This is a genomic window from Bacillus sp. FSL R5-0654, assembly GCF_038008745.1.
In the GTDB taxonomy this organism is placed as follows: domain Bacteria; phylum Bacillota; class Bacilli; order Bacillales; family Bacillaceae; genus Bacillus; species Bacillus safensis.
Genome location: NZ_JBBOZV010000001.1, coordinates 193,823 through 210,740 on the forward strand (window position 1 = coordinate 193,823; position 16,918 = coordinate 210,740).

At 40.6% G+C, this 16,918-nt stretch carries 17 protein-coding genes; 13 read left to right on the forward strand and 4 right to left on the reverse strand.

Going from position 1 to position 16,918, the window contains the following annotated elements; genetic code table 11:
• Positions 1–55 precede the first annotated feature (55 nt).
• The 13 genes from NSS76_RS01115 to NSS76_RS01175 all read left to right on the forward strand — a co-directional run bounded on the left by NSS76_RS01115 (position 56) and on the right by NSS76_RS01175 (position 11,924).
• Positions 56–466, forward strand: a complete 411-nt coding sequence (locus tag NSS76_RS01115; protein WP_073203533.1) for a RidA family protein — start codon at positions 56–58, stop codon at positions 464–466.
• A gap of 240 nt (positions 467–706) precedes the next feature.
• Entirely contained in the window at positions 707–874 is a 168-nt protein-coding gene (skfA, locus tag NSS76_RS01120) for a sporulation killing factor (protein WP_041088764.1), read from the forward strand.
• A gap of 64 nt (positions 875–938) precedes the next feature.
• Positions 939–2,174 carry a sporulation killing factor system radical SAM maturase gene (skfB, locus tag NSS76_RS01125; RefSeq protein ID WP_044333396.1) on the forward strand — a complete coding sequence of 412 codons (1,236 nt, stop codon included), beginning with the start codon at positions 939–941 and terminating at the stop codon, positions 2,172–2,174.
• Positions 2,167–3,657: a CPBP family intramembrane glutamic endopeptidase gene (locus NSS76_RS01130; RefSeq protein WP_044333397.1), complete on the forward strand. Its 1,491-nt coding sequence runs from the start codon at positions 2,167–2,169 to the stop codon at positions 3,655–3,657. The genes skfB and NSS76_RS01130 overlap by 8 nt, the downstream gene beginning before the upstream one ends.
• Positions 3,658–3,674: 17 nt before the next feature.
• Positions 3,675–4,397, forward strand: coding sequence for an ABC transporter ATP-binding protein (locus NSS76_RS01135; protein ID WP_044333400.1), 723 nt, complete (start codon positions 3,675–3,677; stop codon positions 4,395–4,397).
• The gene (gene skfF, locus NSS76_RS01140) at positions 4,390–5,811 is read left to right on the forward strand and encodes a sporulation killing factor system integral membrane protein (RefSeq protein WP_044333402.1); all 1,422 of its coding nucleotides are present in this window, start codon (positions 4,390–4,392) and stop codon (positions 5,809–5,811) included. Before NSS76_RS01135 ends, skfF begins: the two co-directional genes overlap by 8 nt.
• A gap of 19 nt (positions 5,812–5,830) precedes the next feature.
• Positions 5,831–6,346 carry a HEAT repeat domain-containing protein gene (locus NSS76_RS01145; protein WP_044333404.1) on the forward strand — a complete coding sequence of 172 codons (516 nt, stop codon included), beginning with the start codon at positions 5,831–5,833 and terminating at the stop codon, positions 6,344–6,346.
• Positions 6,346–6,771 (forward strand): TlpA family protein disulfide reductase, encoded by a 426-nt coding sequence (locus NSS76_RS01150; RefSeq protein ID WP_044333406.1) that lies wholly within the window; start codon positions 6,346–6,348, stop codon positions 6,769–6,771. Before NSS76_RS01145 ends, NSS76_RS01150 begins: the two co-directional genes overlap by 1 nt.
• A 338-nt stretch (positions 6,772–7,109) precedes the next feature.
• Positions 7,110–8,237, forward strand: coding sequence for a DUF418 domain-containing protein (locus NSS76_RS01155; protein ID WP_044333408.1), 1,128 nt, complete (start codon positions 7,110–7,112; stop codon positions 8,235–8,237).
• A gap of 170 nt (positions 8,238–8,407) precedes the next feature.
• Complete coding sequence (locus tag NSS76_RS01160) at positions 8,408–8,779, forward strand: GntR family transcriptional regulator (protein WP_133744685.1); 372 nt, start codon at positions 8,408–8,410, stop codon at positions 8,777–8,779.
• Between the two features lie 5 nt (positions 8,780–8,784).
• The gene (locus tag NSS76_RS01165) at positions 8,785–9,660 is read left to right on the forward strand and encodes an ABC transporter ATP-binding protein (protein ID WP_133744686.1); all 876 of its coding nucleotides are present in this window, start codon (positions 8,785–8,787) and stop codon (positions 9,658–9,660) included.
• Positions 9,644–10,249, forward strand: a complete 606-nt coding sequence (locus NSS76_RS01170) for an ABC-2 transporter permease (protein WP_341080100.1) — start codon at positions 9,644–9,646, stop codon at positions 10,247–10,249. Before NSS76_RS01165 ends, NSS76_RS01170 begins: the two co-directional genes overlap by 17 nt.
• A gap of 286 nt (positions 10,250–10,535) precedes the next feature.
• A complete protein-coding gene (locus NSS76_RS01175) occupies positions 10,536–11,924 on the forward strand; it encodes an amino acid permease (protein WP_087976314.1) in 1,389 nt (462 codons plus the stop codon).
• Positions 11,925–11,963: 39 nt separating this feature from the next.
• Here NSS76_RS01175 and NSS76_RS01180 read toward each other — a convergent pair whose 3' ends face one another.
• The 4 genes from NSS76_RS01180 to NSS76_RS01195 all read right to left on the reverse strand — a co-directional run bounded on the left by NSS76_RS01180 (position 11,964) and on the right by NSS76_RS01195 (position 16,907).
• Entirely contained in the window at positions 11,964–12,845 is an 882-nt protein-coding gene (locus NSS76_RS01180) for a glycerophosphodiester phosphodiesterase (protein ID WP_257803037.1), read from the reverse strand.
• A gap of 92 nt (positions 12,846–12,937) precedes the next feature.
• Positions 12,938–14,272 carry a glycerol-3-phosphate transporter gene (gene glpT / locus NSS76_RS01185; RefSeq protein ID WP_061110460.1) on the reverse strand — a complete coding sequence of 445 codons (1,335 nt, stop codon included), beginning with the start codon at positions 14,270–14,272 and terminating at the stop codon, positions 12,938–12,940.
• A 224-nt stretch (positions 14,273–14,496) separates the two neighbouring features.
• Positions 14,497–15,267, reverse strand: a complete 771-nt coding sequence (locus NSS76_RS01190; RefSeq protein ID WP_341080110.1) for a SurA N-terminal domain-containing protein — start codon at positions 15,265–15,267, stop codon at positions 14,497–14,499.
• A gap of 152 nt (positions 15,268–15,419) precedes the next feature.
• The gene (locus NSS76_RS01195) at positions 15,420–16,907 is read right to left on the reverse strand and encodes a thioredoxin domain-containing protein (RefSeq protein ID WP_341082655.1); all 1,488 of its coding nucleotides are present in this window, start codon (positions 16,905–16,907) and stop codon (positions 15,420–15,422) included.
• Positions 16,908–16,918: the final 11 nt, after the last annotated feature.

Sequence of the window (16,918 nt, forward strand, 5' to 3'; positions counted from 1 at the left end):
AAATTTGATATGATGAGAAAAATTTCCTGTATTTTCAGAAAAGGGGTTTTTATTCATGAGAACATCACGTAATCCTGAGACCATTCACCCGCCAGTCGCACCATATACCCATCAAATAGAAACAACAGGACCACAGCGGTGGTTAACCTTATCAGGTCAGGTGGGGATGGAGGCGGATGGAACAATTCCCGAGAGCCCGTTGGAGCAGCTAGAGCTAGCGTTAGAGAATGTGAAACGAAACGTAGAAGCAGCAGATATGGCCGTGGAAGATATAACGAAATTAGTATTTTATCTCGTAGGGGAGTTCGATGCTGAGAGCAGGAAACAAATTATGGGGCAGTTTTTAGGCGATCATCTGCCTTGTATGACGATGATTTATGTAGTGGCTTTGGCTTCACCTGCTTTAAAGGTAGAGGTGGATGCTTGGGCGTGTCAGGAGATGGTTTTGGGTGATGGGGCAGTTTGATGTGGCTTGTTGATTGTATGGACTAGTTCAGAAATCACAATAAATAGAAAATACAAAGAAGATTGGATGACCAAGTCCAATCTTTTTTGTATTACCATCTATATTAAAATTACTTTTAAGTATAATTTTAGAATATTTTACACAATTCCCCTTACTTCGACATTTTTCATATGGTAATATCAGGGTGCATAGTGGATGGGTCTATTGACACTATGCAAAATTTAAGAGGAGGTTTTACTTATGACACGAAACCAAAAAGAATGGGAATCTGTGAGTAAAAAAAACCTTAAGCGTCCAGGGGGTACTTCGATTGTAAAGGCTGCTGGATGTATGGGTTGTTGGGCCTCAAAAAGTATTGCAATGACACGTGTGTGTGCACTACCGCATCCTGCAATGCGGGCTATTTAAGGGAAAACATAGGGAGTTAAGCATATATTGCTAACTCCTTATTCTACAAAAGGGGTGTCTATTTATGTCAAATAATCAACTAGTAGAGTATGATTTACCTGAATTAGCGATCCATTTACAGCCTCATGGAGCTGTCATGATAGATAGAAAATCAATGTATTATTTTAGATTGAGTGGAAGAGGGGCACAGCTCGCATTTTTATTATCTAAGAATAAAGACTTAAGTAAAACAGCTCGTATCTGGGAAATCGTTAAAAAAGAAGAGCTAACAGCTGATCAACTTCGAGAAGAATTGAGTGCTCATCCTTTTACTGAAGCTTGGATGCAAGGATTACTGGATCAACCTATTCAATTCTCTGGATCTTTACATTCCTATTTGCCTATTAGTTGTACTCTCCAATTAACAAATGCTTGTAACTTGGGATGTTCCTTTTGTTATGCCAGTTCCGGTAAGCCTTACCCTGAAGAGTTAACATGTTCACAGTGGATTGATGTAATGCAGAAGTTAGCAGCACAAGGCGTCGCTGATGTCACTTTAACTGGAGGTGAAGCCAAGCTGATTAAAGGTTTTAAAGAAATTGTAATGGCTGCCAGTTCATTATTCACTAACGTAAATGTGTTTAGCAATGGTTTAAACTGGAGGCAAGAAGAAGTAGAATTGCTTAGTCATTTAGGAAATGTATCTGTACAAATTAGCATTGATGGTACGAGTGATACTCACGATGCATTAAGAGGAAGGAAAGGTGCTTTTCAAGAGAGTATGGCAACGATCCAACGATTATCAGAAGCAAACGTTCCTGTGATTGTTGCAATGACGATTAATGAAATGAACGCTGATCAAGTAGCAGAGGTAGTAGATCATTGTGCAAAAGCAAATGCATCTATTTTCCGTGCTGGTAAAACTTTATCCGTGGGACGTGCTACTAGAAATTTTAAAGCGTTAGAAACGTCGTTTGAAGAGCTTGTTCAAAGCCAGTTGCAACAGGCACGTCATAAGTGGGAGCACCATTTGAATATAATTGATTGGGAAAATGAAGAAAATTCTTTTACAACCGATTTCTGTACACCTGGTTATTTGGCTTGGTATATAAGGGCGGATGGTTATGTCACACCTTGTCAGTTAGAGGATATCTCTTTAGGTCATATTCTAACAGATTCTTTTTCTGAAATTGGATCGCCAGCAAGGCTGTTGAAATTGAAATGTGAAGCGAAAAATTGTAAATGTATAGGAAAAGTTGAACTCTCCGAGCCAGACCTTCCTTTTGAAAATGATATGAGAGCAGGAATTACTCATGGATAGTATAACTTTTATTTTGTGGGCAGGTCTTGGATTGATAGGGCTTTTTCTGTTTACAAAGTATAGAGTATCAACCATAGAATCGAATCTTTTAGATAGAAGTGAGGCAAGAAAAGTCAGTATTGACTTTATTAGAGAATTCGTGGGTATAGATGTAGAGGAATGGGATGTATATTCAGTCTATTGGTATGATCATGAAACAGTGAATAAGCTACATCATTTAGGTTTGTTGAAAAAAAATCGACATATTCTTCACGAAATGGGATTGGTTGAGTCTTGGCGTGTTCGCTTTGTTCATCAAAATCAATCATTCGTCATAGGAGTAAATGCAAAACGCGAAGTTACTTTTTTTTACGCCGATGTAAGGCAAACTTCATTGCCTAAAAAAGATGCTCAAATATCATTAGAAGGATTAAGAGAACAATTAACTTATTCTTCAAAGGGATTATGGGTTAAGACCAAACCAACTGGTTCAGGTTCAAAAGAAGAGGATTTTCGTGAAATCAAAACGTATTGGTATCTTGCTGAAAAAGAAGATATTCGACTTAAGGTAACAGTTGAAATGCAATCTGGTGTGATCACTTATATCGGCACAGATACAGAGATTCTAACAGATCAAATGAACAAAGTAATAAGAGATGAACAAGTTGAGTCTACTTTTGGCATCTCAGGTATGTTAGGGTCAGCTGCTGCGATGATCATTGCAATATTAGTTTTAGTCTTAATGAATGTCCAAATTCAAATCGCATTAAGTCTTATACTGGGTTTGATTATTGTACTAGTGCAATCTCTCACAATAAAGGAAGATATACAACTAACGATAGTAAATGCTTACGATGCTAGGATGAGTGTTCATACTGTTCAATTACTTGGCATTCTATCTACTTTGTTTGCAGGATTATTGACAGGATTTGTAGTATTTATATGTTCATTGGCAGGAGGTGCTCTTGTGAATGAATTAGGACTAAAATTTCTAGATCAAAGCATTGCCCAGATATATATCGGTCTTAGCGCCGGAATAATTAGTTTAGGTATCACATCACTTGTTTTTTATTTGTTAGAGAGAATGAATCGATTACGTATATCACCAGAATTATCAAATAGGAGTATGTTCTTATCCGGCTTTACCTTAAGACAAGGGCTTAATATGAGCCTGCAAAGTTCTATTGGAGAAGAAGTCATTTACCGACTCTTAATGATTTCTTTAATATTTTGGTTAAGTGGGAGTATGATATTGTCCATTTTAATATCATCTTTACTGTGGGCAATTATGCATCAGGTGACAGGATATGATCCAAGATGGATTCGCTGGACGCATCTTTTTGTTTTTGGGTGCTTCCTTGGTTTTCTTTTTGTGAATTATGGCTTTATTTGTGTACTGGTGGCACATTTTATTCACAATTTAGTGCTTGTTTGTATGCCCTTATGGCAATTTAAACTTCAAAGATATCTACATACCAAGAAGCCTCAGCATACATCACTCTAATCAAAGGGAGAGATTTGATGCCGTTCATGGAGGTTCAGAATGTAAGTAAACGATATAGCAATGGTGATGGGATAGAGGGTCTGTCATTTTCCATCGAAGCAGGAGAGATTGTGGCGCTGCTAGGGCCTAATGGCGCCGGGAAGACGACAACGATTCGGTGTGTAACAGGTCTATATAAACCAGATGGAGGGGAAATTCTCATAGAGGGTTTCCCGCCTGGTCATGCCCATGTCCAAAAACAAGTAGCTCTTATTCCTGATCAGCCGTATTTGTATCCAGATTTAACGGCTGCTGAACATGTTCAATTCCGTGCTCGTGGATATCATAAAGGCTTAAAACAGATCAAGGAAAAGGTATATGAAGCGTTGAAAGAAGTACATATGGAAAAGAAGATGAATGAACTGTGTGGAAGGCTTTCAAGAGGCCAAAAGCAGCGTGTCGTCTTAGCAGGAGCCATTGTTCAAGATGCCTCCCTTTTTATATTAGATGAACCGACTGTCGGGTTAGATATTCCATCAAAACAGTGGCTGTCGGATTGGCTGAGGCAAAAAAGCAGTCAAGGTGGGTCGGTCTTTGTGTCGACTCATAGTCTGGAGTTTGTCCTTGATACGGCTAGCAGGGTTGTATTGATTCGAGACGGTGCCATCATGAAGAGTTTGGATGTTCCTCAAATAAAGGAAGAACAGGTTGAGTGGAGGGCAGAAGTTATTCAACTTTTGGGGGAGTGGTCAAGTGAATAACACACTCTCCCTTTTATGGATGAAATCTCAAAGGCGCTTGATCAGTAAAAATCAAGAAAAGAAAATGCCTTTTCTGATCTTACTTCTTTTCATAGCGGCAATTGGTTTTCAGCTAAGCGCAGTTTCAAGTATGGGTGATTGGGATACAAGTGCAGCAGGATGGATCATTGTCTGTTTGTTTGTTCTCTATACGGGGTTTGGCTTGTTTACAAATCGGCTGCCTAGTCAAATGAACGATATCATTTGGTTATATGGAAATGGCGCTTCTTTATGGACGGTTGTTATCAGTGTGTGGATGTATCACATTTTTTGGCGAGGGGCACTTCTTATTGTCTCTGCTGTGGCTGCGGATCTACTTCTGTTTTTTATGACGCATCAGTACCCGTTTCTGCTTGGAAAATCACTCATCCTGACAGGGCTGTTATGTTTGGTTGAAACTTGGATGATTGCGATGTCTTGTGCTAGAACCATTCGAGTATACAAGCGTTTGCTCTTAATCAGCTTTTTATTGATGTTTTGCTGCTTTGCAGTGCTCGCTTTGAATCAGTTGATGATGAAACAGCCTTCATTAATGAACATTGCTGATTCTTTGATGTTTCAAGCTGGGCGTATGATCGAAGAGTTCTCCATTCTTTCTGTCTTCATTTTTATTGGAGTGATGTTTCTATCTTTCATGATGATGTACAAGGCTAGTCATCGTTTAGAGATGAAGGAGTCTTTAGTCAAGGAAGCAGTATTTTGGGAGGAATTTGAGGGGAAACATATTCATTCAAGTCCAATCGTTCAAAAAAAGGGCAAGACATGGTGGGGACTTCCGGCATTAACGGGCAGCTGGGCTTTTCTTTGGATTGAATTATTGCTGATAAAAAAATATATCACCTTCCATGTGCTATCTACCATGCTGTTAATCGGTACTTACTATGTCCTCTTTACTTATTTTTCAGATTGGCTGAATCTATTCTTGATTGTCATTGCTGCATCTGTTCTTTTTAGTTCATATTATGCGGGGATTGTAAGACACGCACAAACAGGAGTGCTCTATCTTTTTCCTGGGGCTTTATATCAAAAAATCATTTTGTTAGAAGTGTTTCAAACCTTTTGGTTGTATGCGTTCTACTTGGTTTCTCTTTTATTGGCTGGTATTCAGGATGTTTTGTATTGGACCTTATTTGGTGGAGGAATTTATATATGGTTTTTAGCCATACGGTTCTTTGCCTTTATGCAGCCTCTGAGAAGAGAAAGGAGTTTTGCTTTGGCCGCCTATTATCGATCATTGCTATTTGCGTTTGTGATCAGTGCTATGGTCATGATTAGCATTCATCTAATCACTAATGGCTTGTTAACTACAATTGTATCCCTAGTGGCTGGAGCTGGATTTTATGTGCTTTGTTATCGATACCGCGCGGTTCATTAAAAAGAGGAGTTGATTGTAAATGAAGCCAGAAAATAAGCTGTCTCAATCCGTTCAACAATTGGCCAATACAAATGAAGTAACGATCGTTCAAGCAATGGGGGAATTGAGAAAATCAGGAAAAGATGCAGTGCCCGTGCTTGTTGAAGCTTTAAAAGAAAAGGGGTCTCTGCGAAATATTGCAGCAGCTGTACTGGGTGAATTTGGAGCGGATGCAGAGGACGCAGCTGAGTCCTTAGCCAACCTCTTAGAGAGTGACGAAGAGGAGACAAGAATGGCTGCTGCCATCTCACTCATGAGGATTGGGCAGCCTAGTCTGCCATTCCTTCTGCCATTAGCGAAACGTTATGAGGGGCCTACTTGTTTTTGGGCATCATGGTGTATTTCTTGGATTGATCCATCAAAAATCGAAAAAAACATGTACGAGTGCTTAAAACAAGAACAAGAAAATCCATCAGGCAACGTAGCGCCTTTTGCTGCAGAGGAAGCATTAGGGAAGATTATTGCTTTTCAGCTAAAGGAAAAGGGGGATGAATAGTGGAAACGCAGAAACTCAACTGGCCTGAGAATCTTCCTTGGATTTATCCTTCAGATCAAAGGAGTGTACCTAAGGGACAGCATCAGCTTCTTTATTTTTGGTCCGTCAACTGTCCTCATTGTGAAGAATTAACCAATCATATTCTACAACGTGTGAATGAGCTGGGTATTCATTTAACCTGTGTCCATGTTCCATATACAGAAGAGGAAAAATCGGCAGATGTTGTTTCAGAGTATGCAGAGGAAAAGAATATGACCGCTCCTATTGTATTGGATCAGAATTATGAGATTGTTGCAAAGTATAAGATTCAAGGATTACCTAGCTTTTGCCTCTTTGATCAAGAGGGACAGTTAATAGATCGGAAAATGGGAGATACCGGCTGGGAAAGAATATTGAAAAAGTTAGAAAAACATTCAATTGGATAAACAGTGGAGAAGAGATTGTTGTTTCAATCAAACAAAGAATTAAAAAGAAACGTCATTTTTTTCGCAGGTGTTGGAGCGGTTTTGCTGATTTTAATGATGCTGAAATGGCGTTGATTTTATTCGGTTTGGGAATTTTGTTTTATTTGAAGCGTGTGCTGCGGGAAGAAGAAAGTCATAAGTCATAAGTATTTAGTATGATACCTAGAATGTATATTCTAGGTTTTTTTATTAAATTTACCTTAAAACGCACTTTTTCACATGGGTGTGGAAACCATTTTTTTAAAAGTGTGGTAGGATAAATATGCTTTATCTTTATATTGTCCGAAGGAGCTGTCGAGTTGAAGGGATCTAGGGTTGAGTTGATTGATAGTTTACGTGGTTTTAGTTTATTAGGTATTTTGATTGTGAATATGCTTAATTTCCAATATGATTATGATTTTGAGAAAATGTTTGATTCGAGTTTTTGGGGACAGGAATTCGGTGTATATCTGACGGAGATTTTGTTCCAAGGGTCTTTTTATCCGATCTTTTCCTTTTTGTTTGGGTATTCTTTTATCAAGCTGATTGAATCGACGAAGGCCAAGGGGCTGAATACGAATGCCATTGTCGTTCGCCGTGGTTTTGGTTTGATAGTGCTTGGGATGCTGCATTACATCTTTATTTGGAACGGTGACATTCTTCTTTATTATGGAGCTTGTACGTTTTTCTTGATGATGTTTTTGAGCAGCCGGATTAAAACAATGCTTATTTGGTCGGGTGTGTTAGGTGCGTTGTCATTAGTCGTTTTGCCATACATGATGAAATTTGTTTATGGAACTGATGATTTATTAACCGATGTGTATGCGAAAGGTGATTATGGGGATATTTTGCTCAGCCGGATTACGGTTGAAGACGATATGATGATTGTGACCATGATCCTAGCGATCGTGACCATTGCGCTTATGCCAATATTAGGTTTTCTTTTTGGTACGATCATGGTTGGCCCGTTTGCACTGCTTGGCATGGCGATCGGAAAAAAAGGTCATTTGACAGAAGAAGATCGAGGCATGGCTTATCGTAAAGGCTGGGTTTGGATGATTATCATCGGGATTGCGCTAAAATGTGCGACGTTCATTGATGCTCCTTGGAGTGAATTGGTGATTACGCTGGGTGCCTATGTGCTGACGATTGGGTATATTCAAGCCTTTATTGTTTTCTACTATTCGAAGGCAGCCCAAGGTTTCAAACGCCTGCTTGCAGGGCTTGGCCGTTTGTCTCTCTCAAACTATTTGGCGCAGTCGATTATTTGTACAACGATTTTCTATTCTTATGGACTTGGTCTATTTGGACAATTGGGATCAATGTTTGGGCTGCTGCTTGCTGTCGGACTGTACACAGCACAGCTGTTCATCAGCTATCTCTATTTGAAAAAATGGAGAAGAGGTCCTGTGGAGTGGCTTATGGGAAAATGGGTATATTGGAAATAAAGCATTTTGTTAAAGAACCGCATGGCTTAAGGGCTGTGCGGTTTTTTCGTTGTATTGTATTTTAAAAAAAATGAGGAGAACATTTTTAAAATGGTTGAATATTCTTTTAGTGTGTATATAATGTATATATAGTGTATATACAATATTTTTCTGAAAAAAGAGGTTTTTATATGCAAATTACGATTTCAAACCATTCTAAGGAGCCTATCTATGAGCAAATTACGAATCAAATCAAATCGATGATTTTAACGGGTGAGCTTGAAGAAGGTGCAGCGCTGCCGTCTATTCGAAAGCTGGCGAAGGATTTACAAATTAGCGTGATTACAACAAAGCGAGCGTATGAAGAGTTAGAGAAGGCGGGATTTATTTATTCGATTGTAGGCAAGGGATCTTTTGTTGCCGAACAAAACCTAGAAGTGATGAAAGAGAAGAAATTGAAGGTGATCGAGGAACAGCTTGGAGCGGTTGTTACAAACGGGAAAGAATTAGGCTTATCTTTTGATGAATTGCAGCAGTTATTAAAATTCTTATATGAGGAGTGAGATGAGTGGAGCATGTGATTGAATTCAGAGGAGTATCGAAACGATTCAAGGATTTTTCCGTTCAGGATCTTGATTTACAGGTCAAGAAAGGCTTTGTCACAGGGTTTATTGGAGAGAATGGAGCGGGTAAGTCGACTACCATTAAAATGATCATGAATTTGTTAAAGCCCGATTCAGGTGACATCAAGGTTTTTGGATTGGATTATCATACTCATGAAAAAGAGATTAAGGAACGAATCGGATTTGTTTACGATGCCAATGTTTTTTTCCCAGGGTTGAATTTAAAGGACATCAAACGGATTGTGGCTCCTGCTTATAAACGTTGGGATGACCAGCTTTTTAATCAATATATTGAACAGTTTGGTCTGCCGCTGAATAAAGCGATCAAAACATTTTCAAAAGGGATGCAGATGAAGGCGTCACTTGCGATTGCGCTGTCGCATCATGCAGAGCTGATCATCATGGATGAACCAACTGCTGGTTTAGATCCGGTTTTTAGAAGAGAGCTGCTCAGCACGTTACAAGAATTGATGATTGATGGAAATCGGACGATCTTTTTCTCGACGCATGTGACGACTGATTTAGACCGGATTGCGGATTATATTGCGTTTATACAAAATGGAAGATTGGTCTTTCAACAGTCGATTCATGAAGTGGCAGAAAGTTATGCGCTTGTGAAAGGAAGCCTGGAGTTATTGGATCGAGACACAGAAAAGGCGTTTATCCATATTCAGCGTACATCAGCAGGTTTTGAAGCATTATCAGATCGAATTGATGAGGTGAAACTTATTTTTGGGGATGCTGTTGTGATTGAACCGGCGTCGCTTGAGGATATCATGTTTTATTTGAAAGGCGGGGCTGCGCATGTTTCATTTAATTAAGCGTGATGTGATTTTGCAAAAGAAGCAGTTACTTATTTTTATTCCGTTTATCTTATTTTTTATTTTCATGGATGTCCATCCAGTATTGACGTTTATAGTCGCTAGTGTCTTCATTCCCTTTAACACATATGCGTATGATGAAAAGGCAGAAACGAATATCCTATTAAATTCTTTGCCTTATACCCGGAATGAAATTATTGCCTCCCGTTATCTTGGTGCCGTTTTTTATATGGTCATTGCGATCGGGCTGACAAGTGCTACATTACTTGTGTTTGGGAAGCTGTTTTCGCTGTCAGATATTGCGATTGGCAGCGGGTTGTTTTTATTGTTCGCGGCGTGTACGTTTCCATTATTTTATATCTTAAAGCCTGGTTATATCACAACGGCAGTGATCATTGGCTTTATCGTATTATCAGCTATGGGACCGCCTGTTGTCCTCTATTTAGCAGAGCAATTTAGTGGGCTCACTAATTTTATCATGAATGTATCGATCCCTGTTTTATATACGGGGTCAGCTGTGCTGATTATGCTCTTCTACTTGTTGTCTTGGGGACTTTCTACTGTGATTTACCAGAGGAAAGTGTTTTAGGAAAGCAATTGCCGAAGTTCCTATAAATTTACAGTTTGAGCTTAGAAGACCGTGTGAGCGGTCTTTTTTTGAAGATTTTTCTGGTTATTGATTATATCAATATAAAATAATTTGAACTTACTTTTATGTCAGAATATTTTGTTAATAGTGTTTTCCTCAAAAAAACAATTGTTTTTTAAGGGTAGATTTATTATGATAATATACATCGAAAGATTGATGTTTCTCAATCAGAATGAAAATTCTGATTTTTATTTTTTATGTTGTTTGTTGATGAGGGGGAAGAAAAGTGGCTCAAAAGGAATTAAAGAGAGGGTTAAGTGCCCGCCATATTCAAATGATCGCTCTTGGCGGCACAATCGGTGTTGGCTTATTTATGGGGTCAGCGAAGGCCATTCAGTGGACAGGTCCATCCGTTCTTCTAGCTTACGCGGTGTGTGGTATTTTTATCTTTTTTATTATGCGTGCGATGGGAGAAATGTTATATCTTGAGCCGAGTACAGGGTCATTTGCTACATTCGGGCATCAATATATTCATCCGCTTGCAGGGTATATGACGGCTTGGAGTAACTGGTTCCAGTGGGTCATTGTCGGAATGTCTGAAATCATTGCGGTTGGGGCTTATATGAAATATTGGTTCCCAGAGCTGCCTGCGTGGATTCCAGGGTTAATTGCGATGATCATTTTAGGAGCAGCCAATTTGATTTCGGTTAAGTCGTTCGGTGAATTTGAATTTTGGTTTGCGATGATCAAAATTGTGACGATTATCTTGATGATTGTTGCAGGTTTAGGCATTATTTTCTTCGGTTTTGGAAATGGCGGAACGCCTATTGGGCTGTCTAATCTTTGGGCGCATGGCGGGTTCTTTACAGGTGGGTTTAGCGGATTCCTGTTTGCATTGTCTCTAGTCATTGCTGCTTATCAAGGTGTCGAGCTCATTGGGATTACAGCGGGTGAGGCGCAAAATCCACAAAAGACGCTGACAAATGCCATCAAAAGTATCATCTGGCGTATTTTGATTTTCTATATCGGTGCGATCTTTGTCATTGTGACTGTGTATCCTTGGGATCAGCTGAATACCCTTGGCAGTCCATTTGTAGCGACGTTTGCGAAGATTGGGATTACAGCAGCAGCTGGTATTATTAACTTTGTTGTCATTACAGCAGCGATGTCCGGCTGTAATAGTGGTATTTTCAGTGCGGGCCGTATGCTTTATACATTAGGTGTGAATGGTCAGGCGCCTGCTTTCTTTACGAAAATTTCGAAGAACGGTGTACCGTATTTTGGGACATTCGCTGTGCTGATTGGTTTAGCGATAGGAGTGGTCCTGAATTATGTTTCTCCGCCAAACATTTTCGTCTATGTGTATAGTGCGAGTGTCCTTCCTGGGATGGTGCCTTGGTTTGTCATTTTGATTAGTCATATTGGCTTCAGAAAGGCAAAGGGGGCAGCGCTTGATCAGCACCCGTTCAAGATGCCGCTAGCACCGTTTTCTAACTATCTTACAATCGGATTTTTATTAATGGTTCTTGTGTTTATGCTCATTAATCAGGATACTCGAATTTCTCTCATTGTGGGAATTGTGTTCTTGATTGTAGTGGCACTTAGCTTTTTTGTATTTGGGATTGGAAAACGAAAACCGATTGAAACAACTTCTTCTGATCAAACGGTAAAATAATCAAAGGCCTTGCGGGATGGACCGCAAGGCTTTTTTTATTTAGAGTGAAGCTTTTACACGGTTAAAGACATCTGGAAAGTTGGTGAAAAGACCGGTGACGCCGTATTGCAGTAGACGGGTCATATCTGCTTCGCTGTTTACCGTATATGGATGAAGGAGGAGTCCATGGCTTCTGACCTGCTGGACGTTTTCAGGTGTTAATGCTCTAAAATTCGGTCCAACCCCTACAGCGTACGTTTTGATAAAATCGAGCTGATCGTCTGTGATGGATGTCATTTGGTTTCTGTCTAATAGCTGTACTTTTGGCAGGCGTGGGGCTAATTTCTGCAGCTTTAGCAGGCTGTCTTCACTAAAGGATTGTATGATAACCTGCCCTTTTCTTGTGTGTTTCCCAAGAAGATGATGTTTCTTTAAGGCGGCCAATAGTTTTTCTTCCATTTGCGGATAAAGGTCTGGTTTTTTTGTTTCAATATAATAATTCTCTCGTTTGCCGAAATAGCGCAGCACCTCATCTAATGTAAGGACTCTCTGTCCGATATAGTTGGCATTTTGTCTGTCGGGATTGGCTTCGTTAAACCATGTACCAGCATCAAGCTGTTTGATTTCAGCAAGTGTGAGGTCTTTGACCCAGCCTGTTCCGTTTGTGGTTCGGTCAACGGTTTCATCATGCATCACGATGAGATGTCCATCCTTTGTCATTTGAAGGTCGAGTTCGAGGTAATCTGCATTCATCTTTGTGGCGAGCTTGTAGGAAGCCAGGGTATGCTCTGGTGCATACCCTGATGCTCCGCGGTGTGCAACGGTTAAGATGCGATCTGGAGATAAAAGGTTTTCATGTGCCGATACGGTGGCCGGCACCCACGCAAAAGACAGTAAAGCAAAAGAGAGCAACACGAAAGCAAGTAATCTACTTTTCTTCATATTTTATCCTCCTTTTACGGTAACTGCCTCCATCATAAGAAATAGATGTAAAGAGCATGTTGGGCGGATATGAATCTTTTATGTGATTTTCATTAAGCTTGCTCAACGCGTTTTCCTGTATTCCATGTCATAGCGAGGAAAACAATCGCAAGCACACAAGAACCAACCAGTAAAATGAAGCCTCCTGTCCAGTCATAGTGATCCACGACAACACCCATCATGGCATTGGCAAAGGCAGAGCCGCCAATGTAGCCGAAGAAGCCTGTCAGTCCGGCAGCAGTGCCAGCCGCTTTTTTCGGAGCGAGATCAATGGCTTGAAGTCCAATGAGCATGACCGGGCCGTAAATCAAAAAGCCGATGCTGATGAGGGCAATGTTATCGACCATTGGATTGCCTGCAGGGTTTAGCCAGTAAACAAGAACGGCAATTAACACCCCGGCCATAAAGATGACGCCAGCTGGTGCGCGGCGGCTTCTAAAGAAGCGGTCACTGATCCAGCCGCACAATAATGTACCGGGAATGCCTGCATATTCATAAAGAAAATAAGACCAGCGTGAATGCTCTGGTGAAAAGCCTTTTGCTTCTGTTAAGTAGGTCGGCGCCCAGTCAACGACACCGTAACGGACAAAGTACACAAACACGTTGGCAATGGCGATATACCATAGGAATTTATTGTTGAGTACATATTTAAATAAAATCTCTTTCACTGTTAATTCTTTTTCTTGATCCTCATACTTTTGGGCCGGATAGTCATTTCGATATTCCTCGATTGGCGGAAGACCAGTGGATTGCGGGGTATCCCGTACGAGAAGAATGATCACGAAGGAGACGATAATGGCAATGATGGCAGGGAAGAAAAAGATACTTTTCCACGTCGCAAACAGCACAATCCCTAATGTGATAAGCGGTGCAAGAATTCCGCCGCCGATATTGTGAGCGACGTTCCAAATGGACATTTTCGTACCACGTTCACTAACCGAAAACCAGTGCGCCATCGTACGCCCGCATGGCGGCCACCCCATGCCTTGAAACCAGCCGTTTAAGAACATGAATAAAAACATGATCCATACACTGGATGTGACCCATGGAAATGAGACAAATAGGATATTGATAAGAGCTGATAAAAAGAGTCCGGCGGCTAAAAAGTATCTGGGGTTACAGCGGTCTGAGATCATCCCCATGATGAATTTACTAAAGCCATAAGCAATGGATACGGCTGCGAGTACAAAGCCTAATTCACTTTTCGTGAACCCCTCTTCCTGTAGATATGGAATGGCAAAAGCGAAATTTTTGCGCAGCAAATAGTAGCCCGCATACCCGATAAAGATGCCTAAAAAGACTTGCAGCCGCAGCCGCTTATACGTCTCATCTGTTTTGGCATCATCAAGCCTGTCGATATGTGGAGCAGGTTTAAACCATTTGAACATAAAGATCCTCCTTTTGTAGATGTCCGATTGACTGAAGCAAAAGTACGAGAATGGCTTTTGATCCTGTACCCTTTCAGAGACAAAAGAATTGTTAGCGCTTTCTTTTGTACTCCCATCATATCGGATGGAAGAGACGTTTATGATGAGGCTTTTGTCATAAATTTGGAAAAACGGATCATGAAATAACAAAAAAATCCGCACAATGGCGGATTTTTTCTTAGCGGTTATAGAGACACATTAATTTTCGCAGATTTCTTTAGTTTTTCAATTTCTTTTTGTACTTCTTTTTGCTTTTCTTGAGATTCTAGCTGTTTTTTAATTTGTGAATTAACCTCTTTGTATTCTGGTGCTTTTTGCTTTTGTTTTTTCATTTGGTCTGCGTATTGGTCATAGTACGCTTTGACGTCTTTCTCAGAAACGGAGGCTGATTTGATTTCTTTGTCGACATATTGGCTGTATTTGATGCTGTCGGCAATGTCACTTTTCAGCTGATCCAATGTAAGTCCGCTCTTTTTCAGTGCTTCTTCGAATTGAGCGTTGTCTTTAAACTGTTTCTTTTCTTCCTTTAGCTGCTTATCTACTTCTTTGTCAGAGGCTTTGAAGCCCTTCTTCTCAGCATCTTGCAGGATGAGCTCTTGGCCTACGAGCGCATCAATGGTTTGTTTCTTGACTGCTTTTTCGCCTTCTTTAGAAGTAGGGTCTTGCCCGGACTGCTGAAGCTGGCCTTGAATGGTAGATAAGGCGCTATTGTATTCACTGCCTGTGATTTTGTCTTTGTTGACGGTCGCAACGACCTTTTGATCATCGATTTTTTGTGCGTCTAATTTCTTTTGCATTTCTTCCATTTGCTTTTGCTGCTCTTTTTGATCAGCCTGTGTTGTTTCCTTGTTTTTGGCTGAATCGTTTTGCTTATCTTGTTTGGCATCGTTTGACGAGCAGGCTGCAAGTCCAACAGATAACAAACAAGCGATGAGTGTGTATGAAACCTTTTTCATCATTTTCTCTCCCTTCGGTATGAGAACGTCTAGTGCGCATTCTAACCGTTTTTTAGGAAAAATAAAACCGTACAGACAATTTGTTAGTGGATTGACATGTTTTTTATCTGTTTGTCCTCATTTTGTCTTCTCATAGTCATCTCATGACAAACTCAATTGTGGAATAATTGTTCCATCGCTTCGTCGATATCGGTGATTGGCTGGCGGCAGCTGTAGTTTTCACAAATATACACGGTGGTTTTTCCATCGATTGTTTTGTAATCTTTTGTAAAGGGCGCGAGCTTCGCTAATTCTTCCCCTGTTTCGGCAGTCAATATGATATCAAATGGCACGAAGCGTTTTTGAAGCGCCTGTAAAAGCTGTTCTTTTTGAGGGTCGCCGTTTTTTCCGAGAATGATGATTTCTCTTTTCGTTGCATATTGACTTAAGAGCCCTTGCAGAAACGCTGTATGACCGCTTGGATAGGACGAGACATCGACATAAAAGGCTTGGAACATCTGCTGTAATGTGTCTAGCCAATCCTGACGTCCGGTCAGTCTGCTAAGCATGAGAAGGTGCTTGAGTGCAGTGCTGTTGCCAGAAGGCATAGCGCCGTCGTACACTTCTTTTTCTCGAACGAGGAGCGATTCCGCATCTGATCCCGAGAAGAAAAAGCCCCCTTTTTCCTTGTCCCAAAATAGCTCAAACATGTTCTCAGCAATGGCTGTGGCTTTTTCCAGCCAATCTAATTCAAAGGTCGCTTCGTATAAAGACATATAGGCTTTTAACATATGCGCATAATCCTCGATAAAGCCGAGATGCTTCACGTCACCTTCTCTATATCGGACCATGAGACGATCATGTTGAACAAGATGTGTTTCTAGAAAAGACATCGCCTGCTTCGCCATATGGATTGCTTCCTCTGCATCAAAGACCCTTCCTGCTTTGGCGAGAGCTGCGATCATCAGTGCATTCCAAGATGTAAGCACCTTGTCATCGACAAGCGGCGCGGGTCGCTGCTGTCTGACTGATTGTAAAATATACCGGGCTTCTTGCAGCTTAGACTGAAGGGTTTTATCATCGATCGAAAAAGAGGCTTTGATGTCCTCAAAAGAGGTAGAAATGGTATGAGGGATGTTCTCCCCTTCAAAGTTCCCCTCTTCTGTGATGTGATAGACTTCGCAAAATAAAGCGCCAAGCTCCTCCCCTAAATGGGTGATGATCTCATCTTTTGACCAGACGTAATATTGTCCTTCTTTCCCTTCAGAATCTGCATCTATCGCTGAATAAAAGGAGCCGCCTAGATTCATCATATCTTGTTTAATAAATTGGATCAGGCGTTGGACAAGTTTTTCATACTCAGGTTTTGAGGTGAGCTGATACGCTTCTGTGTAAGCTTCCATCAGCAAGGCGTTATCATACAGCATTTTTTCAAAATGCGGCACAAGCCATTTTTCATCCGTCGAATAACGAGAAAAGCCGGAACCAATATGGTCATATATACCGCCATTTGCCATTCCATCTAACGTTTTCGTGACTGCATACAGCGCATTCTCCTGTTCAGTCCATTCGTAATAGCGCATCAGAAATGAGAGCATATGAGGTGCAGGAAATTTTGGTGCGGAGCCGAATCCGCCATACAGCGTATCAAAGCTGCTCATGAGCTGATAAT